Origin of the sequence: Pseudomonas sp. 2,4-D (assembly GCF_030418155.1) — a bacterium.
In the GTDB taxonomy this organism is placed as follows: Bacteria; Pseudomonadota; Gammaproteobacteria; order Pseudomonadales; family Pseudomonadaceae; genus Aquipseudomonas; species Aquipseudomonas alloputida.
In genome coordinates, this window is sequence record NZ_JAUHUI010000008.1 from 105,933 (window position 1) to 117,693 (window position 11,761).

The 11,761-nt window shown below is 61.5% G+C and carries 11 protein-coding genes, 1 tRNA gene and 1 pseudogene; 2 read left to right on the plus strand and 11 right to left on the minus strand.

The window, feature by feature from the left end:
- Positions 1-5: 5 nt before the first annotated feature.
- Together QYE47_RS08755 and QYE47_RS08760 are read right to left on the minus strand one after the other, a co-directional pair.
- Complete coding sequence (locus QYE47_RS08755) at positions 6-1,718, minus strand: SulP family inorganic anion transporter (RefSeq protein ID WP_014589656.1); 1,713 nt, start codon at positions 1,716-1,718, stop codon at positions 6-8.
- Between the two features lie 37 nt (positions 1,719-1,755).
- Positions 1,756-2,679: a LysR family transcriptional regulator gene (locus tag QYE47_RS08760; protein WP_014589657.1), complete on the minus strand. Its 924-nt coding sequence runs from the start codon at positions 2,677-2,679 to the stop codon at positions 1,756-1,758.
- A 116-nt stretch (positions 2,680-2,795) separates the two neighbouring features.
- On the opposite strand from QYE47_RS08760, the gene QYE47_RS08765 reads away from it, so the two are divergent.
- Positions 2,796-3,644, plus strand: a complete 849-nt coding sequence (locus QYE47_RS08765) for a type 1 glutamine amidotransferase domain-containing protein (RefSeq protein WP_070383443.1) — start codon at positions 2,796-2,798, stop codon at positions 3,642-3,644.
- A gap of 15 nt (positions 3,645-3,659) precedes the next feature.
- A complete protein-coding gene (locus QYE47_RS08770; RefSeq protein WP_014589659.1) occupies positions 3,660-4,382 on the plus strand; it encodes an SDR family oxidoreductase in 723 nt (240 codons plus the stop codon).
- 124 nt (positions 4,383-4,506) lie between these two features.
- Here the strand turns inward: QYE47_RS08770 and ychF are convergent, their stop codons facing one another.
- The 9 genes and pseudogenes from ychF to QYE47_RS08815 form a co-directional block, all read right to left on the minus strand.
- Positions 4,507-5,607 (minus strand): redox-regulated ATPase YchF, encoded by a 1,101-nt coding sequence (ychF, locus tag QYE47_RS08775; RefSeq protein WP_003247414.1) that lies wholly within the window; start codon positions 5,605-5,607, stop codon positions 4,507-4,509.
- A gap of 24 nt (positions 5,608-5,631) precedes the next feature.
- Positions 5,632-6,216 carry an aminoacyl-tRNA hydrolase gene (gene pth, locus QYE47_RS08780; protein WP_003247413.1) on the minus strand — a complete coding sequence of 195 codons (585 nt, stop codon included), beginning with the start codon at positions 6,214-6,216 and terminating at the stop codon, positions 5,632-5,634.
- Positions 6,217-6,295: 79 nt separating this feature from the next.
- Entirely contained in the window at positions 6,296-6,889 is a 594-nt protein-coding gene (locus QYE47_RS08785; protein ID WP_003247411.1) for a 50S ribosomal protein L25/general stress protein Ctc, read from the minus strand.
- A 118-nt stretch (positions 6,890-7,007) separates the two neighbouring features.
- Positions 7,008-7,949, minus strand: a complete 942-nt coding sequence (locus QYE47_RS08790; RefSeq protein ID WP_003247410.1) for a ribose-phosphate pyrophosphokinase — start codon at positions 7,947-7,949, stop codon at positions 7,008-7,010.
- Between the two features lie 48 nt (positions 7,950-7,997).
- Positions 7,998-8,072: transfer RNA gene (locus QYE47_RS08795), tRNA-Gln, on the minus strand.
- Positions 8,073-8,092: 20 nt separating this feature from the next.
- Complete coding sequence (gene ispE, locus QYE47_RS08800; protein WP_014589660.1) at positions 8,093-8,953, minus strand: 4-(cytidine 5'-diphospho)-2-C-methyl-D-erythritol kinase; 861 nt, start codon at positions 8,951-8,953, stop codon at positions 8,093-8,095.
- A 4-nt stretch (positions 8,954-8,957) separates the two neighbouring features.
- On the minus strand, positions 8,958-9,575 hold the full coding sequence (gene lolB, locus QYE47_RS08805) for a lipoprotein insertase outer membrane protein LolB (protein WP_003247402.1): 618 nt from the start codon (positions 9,573-9,575) through the stop codon (positions 8,958-8,960).
- Positions 9,576-9,579: 4 nt separating this feature from the next.
- Positions 9,580-11,301 carry a tetratricopeptide repeat protein gene (locus QYE47_RS08810; protein ID WP_014589661.1) on the minus strand — a complete coding sequence of 574 codons (1,722 nt, stop codon included), beginning with the start codon at positions 11,299-11,301 and terminating at the stop codon, positions 9,580-9,582.
- A gap of 256 nt (positions 11,302-11,557) precedes the next feature.
- A pseudogene (locus QYE47_RS08815) lies at positions 11,558-11,686 on the minus strand (IS5/IS1182 family transposase); the annotation flags it as partial.
- Between the last annotated feature and the right edge of the window lie 75 nt (positions 11,687-11,761).

The following is an 11,761-nucleotide window of genomic DNA, read 5'->3' on the forward strand; positions in this document are numbered from 1 at the left end:
GCCATTCAGGGCTGCCAATCAACCCCACTCTCTTCCAGGTACGCATCCACCGCTGCGCCCACCGTCGGATGAAAGGCCTTCTCCCCCATGTGTTCGAACAACTCGAACTGTCGCATCTTGTCCTTCACCGGGTCCTTCATTTCGGCGAACTGCAACTCCACCCCCCGCGCCTCCAGTGCCCGGTCCAGCTCGGCCAGCATGTCCGCCGAAGTGATATCGATACTGGTCACAGGCTCAGCGGCAATCACCACCCGCTGCACAGGCGTTGGCGACGCGTCCACCGCCGCCATCACTGTGTTCTGGAACTGCTCGGCGTTGGCAAAGAACAACGGCGCGTCCCAGCGCAGCAGCACCAGCCCTGGAATACGCCGGGCCTGTGGATAACGCTGTATGTCATGGTAGCCGCGCAGCCCATCGGCCCGGCCGAGCACTGCGTAATGCGGCCGCCAGCCGTCCCACAGGAACTCGATCACCGACACCGCCACTGCAATGCAGATACCGGGAATGGCGCCGAACACCGCCACGCCGACAAAGCAGGTGAACGACAGCCAGAACTCCCACTGCTGCATGCGGAAGATACGCTTGAGGTCGGCAAATTCGAACAGCCCCAGTGCAGCGGCAATCACCACCGCAGCCAAAGCGCTGTTAGGCAGGTGCTGCATCAGATTGGGCGCTACCAGCAGCAACAGGGTCACCGCCAGGGCGCCGATGATGCCGGTGAGCTGGGTCTGCGAGCCGGCAGCTTCGGCCACTGGGGTGCGTGACGAACTGCTGCTGATCGGGATGCCCTGGAACAGCCCCGAGGCCACGTTGGCCACGCCCAGGCCGAACATTTCCTGGTTGGGGTTTACCCGCATCTTGAGGCGCGCGGCATAGGAGCGTGACAGCACACTGGTGTCGGCGAACGACACCAGCGCCACTGCAATCCCGCCCAGTAGCACCTCGACCAGGTCAATGTCGCTGACCCAGGGGAAGACGAAGCCGGGCAGGCCCTGAGGCAATTGCCCGAGTACCTTGACGCCTATCTGATCGAGGTTGAACACGCTCACTGCCAGCGTCGCCAGTACCACGGCGATCAGGATGCCCGGCAGGCGCTTGAACGGTTTGAGCAGCAGAATCAGCGCCAGGCTACCGGCACCCACGACAAAGCTTGGCCAGTGCCCTTGGCCGGCGTATAGCGCCTGGCCCAAGTACCAAAGGTCGCGCAAGGGGCCTTCGCTGTCGACTTTGATGCCGAACAGCTTGGGCAACTGGCTGATCAATACGGTCAGGGCGATGCCGTTCATGTACCCATAGCGGATGGGCTTGGACAGCAACTCGGTGATGAAGCCCAGGCGCAGCAGCCCGGCAATCACACAGAACGCCCCGGCGACCAGCGCCATCATGCTGGCGATGGCGATCGCCCGCTGCGGGTCGCTGGCGGCGTATTGCACCACCACAGCCAGGATAGGCGCGGCCAGCGCCGAGTCCGGGCCCAATACCAGGATACGGCTGGGACCGAACAGGGCATAGGCCAGCAGGGGGATGATGGTGGCGTACAGGCCATAGATGCCGGGGACGCCGGAAGCCTCGGCGTAGGCGATACCCACAGGCACCAGCATGGTGGTGAGCACAAGGCCGGCGGCGATGTCCTTGGGTAGCCAGGCTGCCTTGTAGTGGAGCAGGGTGACCAGGCCGGGTAACCAGCGTTGCCAGTCGAAACGAGTGGGTTGGGGCATGGTGTCGGCTCTGGCGAGAAGGGCGCTGAACCTCAGCTTAGATGCTGGGATCGAGTGCCGCTTTGCGGCCCGTTGTCATCAAAGAATCGATCAATGCCCTGCTGGCCCCCGACAGCTGGCGATGTGGCGGATAGATGACCGAGAAGGGCCGTCGGGCCCCCTCGTAATCCTCCAGCAAGCGCACCAACCGTCCCCGCTGCAGGCGTTCTGCGACTATGAACTCGTAGGTCTGGCAGATCCCGACACCTTGCTCGGCCAGTGAGATGCACCCCAGCACATCGTCCGCCACCACCGGATTTCCCTGCGGAACGAAGAGCAGTTCCTCCTCTCCTTGACGGAACTGCCAAACGCCTGGCCTGCCATTGCTGGGCATGATGAAAGGCAGGCAGTTGTGTCCGGCCAGCTCCGCCAGTGATTGCGGCCTGCCGGCACGCGCGAGGTAAGCTGGCGCGGCCACCAGGCATAGTCGAGCCTCCTCTAGCCGACGCGCCACCAAGCTACTGTCCGGCAGGTCGCCAAGGCGAATAGCCAGGTCATACCCTTCGGCCACCAGGTCGACATTACGATTGGTGATGTTCAACTCGACCTGCACTTTCGGATAGCGCAGGGTGAAGGCTGCCAGCATGGCCGGCAACCGGTGATGCCCATAAGTGGTCGGCGCGCTCAGGCGCACACGGCCCTGTACTTCGCCATGGCCGCTCAGGGCTTGCTCTGCACTGGCGATCTGCTGGAACGCAGCGCGCGCCTGCTCGACGTATTCCAAGCCACTGTCGGTGAGACTCAAACGACGCGTGGTGCGGCGTAGTAACTGCACCCCCAGGTGCGACTCAAGCCGCGAAATGGCCCGACTAACCACCGACGGGGTGGTCGCCAAGGCCACCGCTGCCGCACTGAGCGAGCCACGTTCGACCACTTCCAGCAGCGTCTCGACATCCCCCAGGTGACCAAACCGTCGCGCCATTTTGTTCTCCAAAGCAAAAATGCTTTTCCACAGGCCCAATTTATCGCTTGTCTGATCGCCAATAAAGTGTCGGTCAGTGCACGGCATCCCGCCTGTGCCTGAATGGAGGGAATGCTATGCGTACTTACCAACGACTGGCCCTGGCTGCTGTCATAGGCAGCGCGAGTCTGGGCGCTCATGCGGCGAACGTCCTTGTGGTACTGTCTGACGAGAGCCACCTGGAGCTTCGCGACGGCAAGGCATTTGCAACCGGTTTCTACCTCAACGAACTGTTGGAGCCGACCAAAACGCTGCTGGACGCAGGCCATCAAGTTACCTTCGCTACTCCCCTCGGTCGCGCGCCGACGTTGGACCGCAGCTCGGCCGCGGCCCAGTACTTCGGCAACGATCCGAAGCAACTGGAGCAATATCAGGCGCTGCTGGATCAGCTGCAGCTTACTTCTGCGAAGCATTCGCCGGTGATCAGCCTGTCCCGCGTGGAGCAGATTGGTTATGGCAACTTCGATGCAGTCTATGTGCCGGGCGGCCACGCCCCGATGCAAGACCTGCTCGCCGACCCGGCGATGGGGCGTCTGCTTCGCGCTTTCCACGCCGAGGGTAAAACCACCGCGCTGGTTTGCCACGGTCCCATTGCTCTGCTCTCGGCGCTGGAGCGGCCGCAGAAGCTGATCCAGGCACTGGAGAACGGGGACCGGACAGCAACGCCCGAAGACTGGATTTATGCCGGCTATCGCATGACAGTCATCAGCAATCAGGAAGAAGAACAGGCCAAGGGCCTGCTCGGCGGAGGGCAGATGAAGTTCTATCCGCAGACCGCCCTGGAGCGCGCCGGCGGGCAGTATCAGAGCAACCCATCGCCGTGGGCGCCTAATGTTGTCATCGACCGCGAATTGATCACTGGGCAGAACCCGGCGTCAGCGGCCCAGGTGGGCCAAGCCATATTGCATCGTCTGCAAAAACACTAACGGTAGAGACACGCCATGACGCAACGTACTTTTCTTGTTACAGGAGCCAGCAAAGGCATCGGCCGGGCAATCTCCGAGCAACTGGTGGAGGAGGGCCATCAAGTCGTTGGTATCGCCCGCCAGGCTGCGGATGCCAGCTTCCCCGGCGAACTGATCGCCACCGACTTGAGCGACTCAGAGCGTTTGATTGCGACACTGGCCGACTTGACCAAACGCTATGCATTCGACGGCCTGGTAAACAATGTGGGCCTGGTCCGTCCCCAGCCACTGGGCGAAATTGACCTGGCAAGCTTCGACGAAGTAATGCGGGTCAACCTGCATCCCGCGCTGCAGGCGACCCAAGCGCTGCTGCCAGGGATGCGCGAGCGCTGCTGGGGCCGCGTGGTGAATATCTCCAGCCTGACCGTGCTCGGCATTCGCCAGCGCACTTCTTACGCCGCTGCAAAGGCAGCGCTGGTCAGCTTCACTCGCAGTTGGGCGCTGGAACTGGCCCAGACAGGAATCACGGTTAATGCAGTTGCTCCAGGGCCGATCGAGACCGAACTGTTCCGCAGTGGTAACCCGGTAGGCAGTGCTGGCGAAGCCGCCTATATCGACGGCGTGCCGATGGGGCGGCTCGGGCAGCCACACGAGGTCGCTTCGGCAGTGACCTTCCTGCTCGGGGATCGCAGCGCTTTCATTACCGGGCAGACAATCTACGTGGATGGTGGCGCATCTATCGGTCGCAGCGGTCTGTGATGACAGGGGGGCAGGCGGCTACCCATGGAAATACGGTAGAACGAATGTTCCCACCCTGCATCCCAGAAAAACAAAACCCCTGAGGTGCAGGCCTCAAGGGTTTGTAGTTACAGCAGGCTACCGCTTAGACGTTGAAGCGGAAGTGCATCACGTCGCCGTCTTTGACGATGTAATCCTTGCCTTCCAGACGCCACTTACCGGCCTCCTTGGCACCGGCTTCACCCTTGAACTGGATGAAGTCGTCATAGGCCACCACTTCAGCACGGATGAAGCCTTTTTCGAAGTCGGTGTGGATAACGCCGGCTGCCTGCGGGGCAGTGGCTCCGACGCGAACGGTCCAGGCGCGTACTTCCTGCACGCCGGCAGTGAAGTAGGTCTGCAGGTTCAGCAGCTCGTAACCGGCGCGGATCACGCGGTTCAGGCCAGGCTCTTCCAGGCCCAGGGCCTCGAGGAACATGTCCTTCTCTTCACCGTCTTCCAGCTCGGCGATTTCCGCTTCGATCTTGTTGCACACCGGCACCACTACCGCGCCTTCTTCCTCGGCAATGGCCTTGACCACGTCCAGGTGCGGGTTGTTGTCGAAGCCGTCTTCGGCCACGTTGGCGATGTACATCACCGGTTTGCTGGTCAGCAAGTGGAAGCCACGGATGACGGCCTTTTCGTCGTCAGCCATGTGCTTCATCAGGCTGCGCGCAGGCTTGCCTTCGGTAAAGTGCGGGATCAGCTTTTCCAGAATGGCCTTTTGCGCCAAGGCATCCTTGTCGCCGCCCTTGGCGTTGCGGGCTACCTTCTGCAGTTGCTTTTCGCAGCTGTCGAGGTCGGCGAAGATCAGTTCGAGGTCGATGATCTCGATGTCACGCTTGGGGTCGACGCTGTTGGAAACGTGGATCACGTTCTCGTCTTCGAAGCAGCGCACCACGTGGGCAATGGCGTCGGTCTCGCGGATGTTGGCGAGGAACTTGTTGCCCAGGCCTTCGCCTTTCGAGGCACCGGCAACCAGGCCGGCGATGTCGACGAATTCCATGGTGGTTGGCAGGATGCGGTTTGGCTTGACGATTTCAGCCAGCGCAGCAAGGCGAGCGTCGGGCATAGGCACGATGCCGCTGTTCGGCTCGATGGTGCAGAAAGGGAAATTCTCCGCCGCGATGCCAGACTTGGTCAGGGCGTTGAACAGGGTGGACTTGCCGACGTTGGGCAGGCCGACGATGCCGCAATTGAAACCCATGGGTATTCCCCTCTCTAAAGGAAATCAGGCCTTCTGGCTGTGCAGCTCGCGCATCGCCTTGGCGAAATCGCCGGCAAGCACGTCCGGCAGCACGCCGAGGGCAAAATCGATGCTGGCGTCGAGCTTCTCCTGCTCGGCGCGCGGCGCGCGGCCCAGGACGAAGTTGGATACCAGTTTGGCGTCACCCGGGTGGCCGATGCCAAGCCGCAGGCGGTGGAAGTCGTTCTGGTTACCGAGCTGCGCGATGATGTCGCGCAGGCCGTTGTGCCCACCATGGCCGCCGCCGCGCTTGAGCTTGGCAACGCCCGGGGGCAGATCGAGTTCGTCGTGTGCCACCAGTATCGCTTCCGGCTTTATGCGGAAGAAATTGGCCAAGGCCGCTACGGACTGGCCGCTGCGGTTCATGTAGGTGGTGGGGATCAACAAACGAACGTCGTTGCCCTGATGGCTGAATTTAGCCGTCAGGCCGAAATACTTTTTGTCAGCGGTCAGCGAAACACGCTGGGCGCTGGCAAGGCGTTCAACGAAAAGAGCCCCTGCGTTATGCCGGGTCTGTTCGTATTCGGGGCCGGGGTTACCCAGGCCAACGATCAACTGGATGGCGGTCACGTCAGGGGCTCTTCCTTGGAGTTGGTGGGTTACAGTGCGCGCGGCACTGTAACCCGATCAACGCCGGCGTGCGAGTGGATTACTCGGCAGCGCCTTCTGCTTCTGGAGCAACGCGTGGAGCGTGAACGTTGGCAACAGCTTTGTCATCACCGTGGGCCAGAGCGACGAACTCTACGCCTTTCGGAGCTTTCAGGTCCGACAGGTGGATGATGGTGCCGATTTCGGCGTTGCCCAGGTCAACTTCGATGAACTCAGGCAGGTCTTTGGCTTCGCAGGAAACTTCGATCTCGGACTCAACGTGGGAGATCTCGCCGCCTTTCTTGACCGGGGCTTCTTCGTTGATGAAGTGAACCGGAACCTTGGCGGTCAGCTTCTGGCCAGCAACGACGCGAACGAAGTCAGCGTGCATGATGAACTGCTTGGCTGGGTGGCGCTGCATGGCCTTGATGATGACGTTCTGCTTAACACCGTCAACGTTCAGTTCGATAACGTGGCTGAAGGCAGCTTCGTTTTCGAACAGCTTGGTGATTTCCTTGGCCAGGATGGTCAGGGATTGAGCTTCTTTATCACCACCGTAGACAACGGCTGGGATGCTCAGCGAGTGACGCAGGCGGCGGCTCGCACCTTTCCCCAGGTCAGTACGCGCTTGGGCGTTCAGAATAAAATCAGTCATTTTGTTTCTCCAAAATAGCCCCCCGAGGGCGTTTGCGACCAGCGCCAACGGGGATGGCAAAAAAGCCCCGCCCCAACACAGGTTGGGGCGGGGCGCTTCACATCAACACGTGTCCCGCTTAGCGGAACATCGCGCTGATCGATTCTTCGTTGCTGATGCGGCGTACCGCTTCAGCGACAACCGGTGCGATATCCAGCTGGCGGATACGATCACAGGCTTGAGCAGCGGCGGACAGCGGAACGGTGTTGGTCACCACCAGCTCGTCCAGTACCGACTTCTCGATGTTCTCGATTGCGCGGCCCGACAGGACAGGGTGCGTGCAATAGGCGTAAACCTTGGCAGCGCCGTGCTCTTTCAGGGCCTTGGCCGCGTGGCACAGGGTGCCGGCGGTGTCGACCATGTCGTCTACCAGGATGCAGGTGCGCCCTTCGACGTCGCCGATGATGTGCATAACCTCGGAGTGGTTAGCCTTTTCGCGGCGTTTGTCGATGATACCCAGATCGACGCCCAGGGACTTGGCGACAGCGCGTGCGCGCACGACACCACCGATGTCCGGGGAGACGATCATCAGGTTCTCGAAACGCTGGTCTTCGATATCGTCAACCAGTACGGGCGAGCCGTAGATGTTATCGACGGGGATATCGAAGAAGCCTTGGATCTGGTCAGCGTGCAGGTCGACGGTGAGTACACGGTCGATACCTACGACAGTGAGCATGTCAGCAACGACTTTGGCGCTGATGGCTACACGTGCCGAACGCGGACGGCGGTCCTGGCGGGCATATCCGAAGTAGGGAATCACGGCGGTGATTCGGGATGCTGAGGAGCGGCGGAAGGCGTCGGCCATCACTACCAGTTCCATCAGGTTATCGTTGGTCGGGGCGCAGGTCGGCTGAATAATGAAAACGTCTTTACCGCGAACATTTTCATTGATCTCAGTACTGATCTCGCCGTCGGAGAATTTACCGACAGAGACGTCACCGAGAGGGATATGCAGCTGACGTACGACACGCCGAGCCAGATCGGGGTTAGCGTTCCCCGTAAAGACCATCATCTTGGACACGCGCAGTACCTGAAGGCTGAGGGTATACCTGGATGAGTATAAGGAAAATGGCAGGGGCGGCTGGATTCGAACCAACGCATGGCAGGATCAAAACCTGCTGCCTTACCGCTTGGCGACGCCCCTGTATCTGTTGCTGCGAACGCTCATGCGCTCGACTTCTTGACCAGACTTTGCAGCTTGCGATGCAACATCGAAACATTGCTTCCTTTCGCCACAAACCCTGTTTGGGTCGCTGAAAGAAGGGCCAGAACTTTATCAGCTTCGGCTTTGCTTGGGAAGGCCCCAAACACACAACTTCCAGTGCCGGTTAGTCGAGCCTCAGTGAATTTTCCCAGTGAATTCAACGCATTGCGAACTTCAGGGTAATTCTGCTCTACCACCGGTTGGCAGTCATTTCGACTGTTTCCCTCGGGAACGGGGCGCATCTTAAGGGGGAGAGAATCACGTGTCAACTGTGGATGTGAAAAAATTTCTACTGTGCTGACAGACACTTGCGGCACCAGCACGACATACCAGGGTTCGATCGGGTCGACCGGTGTCAGTTGTTCGCCTACACCTTGCGCGAACGCTGCGTGGCCGCGTACGAACACCGGCACATCGGCGCCCAGGCTAAGCCCCAGTGCGGCCAGGCGGTCTTCGTCCCAGTCCAGTTGCCACAGGTGGGCGAGGGCCAGCAGGGTGGTCGCGGCGTCCGAGCTGCCGCCGCCGATGCCACCGCCCATGGGCAGAACCTTGGTCAGCCAGATGTCGGCGCCAAGCGTGGTGCCCGATTGAGCTTGTAGCATGCGTGCGGCCCGTACGATCAGGTTGCTGTCGTGGGGGACTGTCTCGATTTCGGTGTGCAAGCGGATCACGCCATCGTCACGCAGGGCGAAGCTCAGTTCGTCGCCGTGGTCGAGAAACTGGAACACCGTTTCCAGCTCGTGGTAACCGTCCGCGCGGCGGCCGATGATGTGCAGCCACAGGTTGAGCTTGGCCGGGGCGGGCAGGGTGAGCTTTTGCATGTGATCAATGCCCCAGCTGGCGCGGCTGCCAGTCCTTGACCACCAGGGTCACGTCCAGGTCCTTGCCGTGCAGCTTCAGGCGCTCGGGCAACCAGTAGCCGTTCTGTTCGGTGTAGCTCAGGTACTGCACCTGCCAGCCATCCTGGTCGAGGCTGGCCAGGCGGCTGTCGCCATCGAGGGTCAGCTTGCTCTTGCTGTCGGGGGCGGGCAGGCCGCGCACCCACCAGACCAGGTGCGAAACCGGCAGTTGCCAGCCCAGTTGTTCTTCCAGCAGGGCTTCCGGGCTGGTGGCTTCGTAGCGGCCCTGGTTGGCCACTTCCAGCACCACGCCACCCGGGCGGCCGGTAAGGCGCGCGGCGCCTCGGCCCAGCGGGCCGGCCAGGCGAATGTCGTAATAATCCTGGCGTTGCAGCCAGAACAGCGTACCGCTGCCGGAATCGCGCGGGGCGCGGATGCCGACTTTGCCGTTGATCTGCCAGCCATCGAGGCTGCTCAGCTGCGCTTTGTGGGCGCGCCACTGCTGCGGGTCGCCGTGGCCCTGCAGGGCCTCACGGCTACCGAAGCCGGCGCAGCCGGCCAGCAGGGCGATCATGGTAAAGGTGATGCAATGGCGCAGGAACATAACGTTAAAGAGTCTCGGATCCGGTCAGGCGCAAAAGGGTCTTGCGCAGGATAGGGCTGTCGGCCTGGGCCTCGAAGCCCTTGGCCCATACATGGCGAGCTTCGCGGCGCTTGCCGTTGGCCCACAGTACTTCGCCCAGGTGGGCGGCCACTTCGTGGTCGGGGAAGTTGGCAAAGGCCTGGCGCAGGTAGGTTTCAGCGACGTCGAGGTTGCCCAGGCGATAGTTGACCCAACCCAGGCTGTCGAGCACTGCCGGGTCATCGGGGGTCAATTGGTGGGCCTTGTCGATCAGTGCCTTGGCTTCGGCATAGCGGGTGGTGCGGTCGGCCAGGGTGTAGCCCAGGGCGTTCAGCGCCATGGCGTTTTCTGGCTCGCGGGCGATGATGGCGCGCAGGTCTTTTTCCATCTGCGTCAAATCGTTGCGCTTCTCGGCCAGCATGGCGCGGGTGTAAAGCAGGTTGAGGTCGTCCGGGTAGCGCTGGATGGCTTGCTGCAGCACCTGATTGGCCTGGGCGTCCTTGTTGTTGTTGCTGTAGCTTTCCGATTCGATCAGGAATAGCTGGATGGCGTAGTCTGGCTGGGCTTCGCGCGCTTCGGCGAGCAGGCGCGAGGCATCGCTGCCGCGACCGTTGGCGATCAGGATGTCGGCCTGGCGCAGCTGTGCCGGCAGGTAGTCTGGGCCTGGGCCGACCAGGGCGTATTCATCCAGAGCGCCAGCAGGGTCGTGGCGCTCCTCGTGGATGCGGCCCAGGTTCAGGTGCGCGGCGTCAACGTAGCTGTCGCGCTCGATCAGCTCCTGCAAGTAGCCTTCGGCTTCATCCCAGTCTTTGTTCTCCAGGCACACCAGCGCCAGCGAGTAGCGCAATTCGTCATCATCGGGGTATTGCTGGACCAGACTGATGAACTCGCCTTTGGCATCGGCGATACGGTCCTGTTCGACCAGGGTGCGAGCGTAGGTGAGGCGCAGGCGTTTGTCGTCCGGGTTGTCGCGAATCGCCCCGCGCAGCAGTGGCAGGGCCTCCGGACCACGGTCCAGGGCCTGCAGCAGACGGGCGCGCAGCAGGATCGGGGCGATTTCGCCGTTTTGTGCCGGGTGCGACTCGAGCAGTTCCAGGGCTTCTTCGGTCTTGCCGTCCTGGTTCAGCAGCAGGGCCTTGCCGAATATCAGCTGGCCGTTGTCGGGGTATTTCACCAGCAGGCGTTCGAAACTGTGTAGCAGGCCGTCGCGGGTGCTCTGGTCGGTTTCGGCTGCGGACAGGGCGAGGAAGTCGAAGTGGGTGTCGCCCTGGCCCTGCAGTACCTTTTCCATGTAGGTCATGGACTCGTCATAGCGACCGGCGCGGGCCAGCTGGATGGCGGCGGCGCGCTGGGCGTCGAGGTTCTGCGGGTCGTTGCGCGCCCAGACCAGTGCATTCTCCAGTGACGGCTCGTCGGCGCCGAGGTACTCGGCAATGCGGTAGGCGCGCTCGGAAACTGCTGGGTCCTGGGTTTTTGCCGCCTGATCGGTGTAGTTGGCCAGGGCGATGTCGAAACGGTTGCGCTGGCCGGCCAGCTCTGCCACCAACAGGCTATAGAGTGTGTCCTGCTTGAACGAACCATACACCACGGGCTTTTCCGCCTCTGCCTTGCCAGCTTCGGCGACGGGAGGCTCGGCCTTTTGCGGGGCCAGGCTTTGGCAGCCCTGGAGCAGGGCGAAGGCAAGCAGCAATGCGTATGGTTTGTTCATAGAAAGGCTTATAGGAGGACTCACCGGCGGTCGGAGCATGATGACACAAGCGCGGGGGCAAACCCACCTGCGAAGGTCGTGGTTTACAGGCTGGGTGGTGCTGAGTAGGACAGCGGGGTGGGGGAGAGGTTCGCTGGGGGCTTCTGACGCAATGACCCAGCCCCTGCCTGTATATTTTACGTCCCTGGAAGCAGGAAATGGGAGAGCACAAGCGCCATGAGAAGCGTAATGTGCGGAGTTACGGGCTGTTCCCGGTTCACATGGGTAGCCAAAGAAAGGCGCAGGCCATGGCCACTGCGCTTTCATAATTCCGCTTGAGCTTGTCGAAGCGCGATGCGGCCGCCCGCTAGTGTTTCAACCGGGCGAAGGCGTTTTCAACCAGGTGCAGCCTGAAAAACCTTGAGCCATTTACCCGCCGCGATCCTCGAATCTACCGTCAGGGTTAGTCGCACCGACAATT

Coding starts and splice junctions, on each gene's coding strand:
- QYE47_RS08810 (WP_014589661.1), bottom strand. CDS start 11,301: ATGAACAAACCATACGCATTGCTGCTTGCCTTCGCCCTGCTCCAGGGC.
- QYE47_RS08765 (WP_070383443.1), top strand. CDS start 2,796: ATGCGTACTTACCAACGACTGGCCCTGGCTGCTGTCATAGGCAGCGCG.
- ychF (WP_003247414.1), bottom strand. CDS start 5,607: ATGGGTTTCAATTGCGGCATCGTCGGCCTGCCCAACGTCGGCAAGTCC.
- lolB (WP_003247402.1), bottom strand. CDS start 9,575: ATGTTCCTGCGCCATTGCATCACCTTTACCATGATCGCCCTGCTGGCC.
- QYE47_RS08760 (WP_014589657.1), bottom strand. CDS start 2,679: ATGGCGCGACGGTTTGGTCACCTGGGGGATGTCGAGACGCTGCTGGAA.
- ispE (WP_014589660.1), bottom strand. CDS start 8,953: ATGCAAAAGCTCACCCTGCCCGCCCCGGCCAAGCTCAACCTGTGGCTG.
- QYE47_RS08770 (WP_014589659.1), top strand. CDS start 3,660: ATGACGCAACGTACTTTTCTTGTTACAGGAGCCAGCAAAGGCATCGGC.
- QYE47_RS08755 (WP_014589656.1), bottom strand. CDS start 1,718: ATGCCCCAACCCACTCGTTTCGACTGGCAACGCTGGTTACCCGGCCTG.
- QYE47_RS08785 (WP_003247411.1), bottom strand. CDS start 6,889: ATGACTGATTTTATTCTGAACGCCCAAGCGCGTACTGACCTGGGGAAA.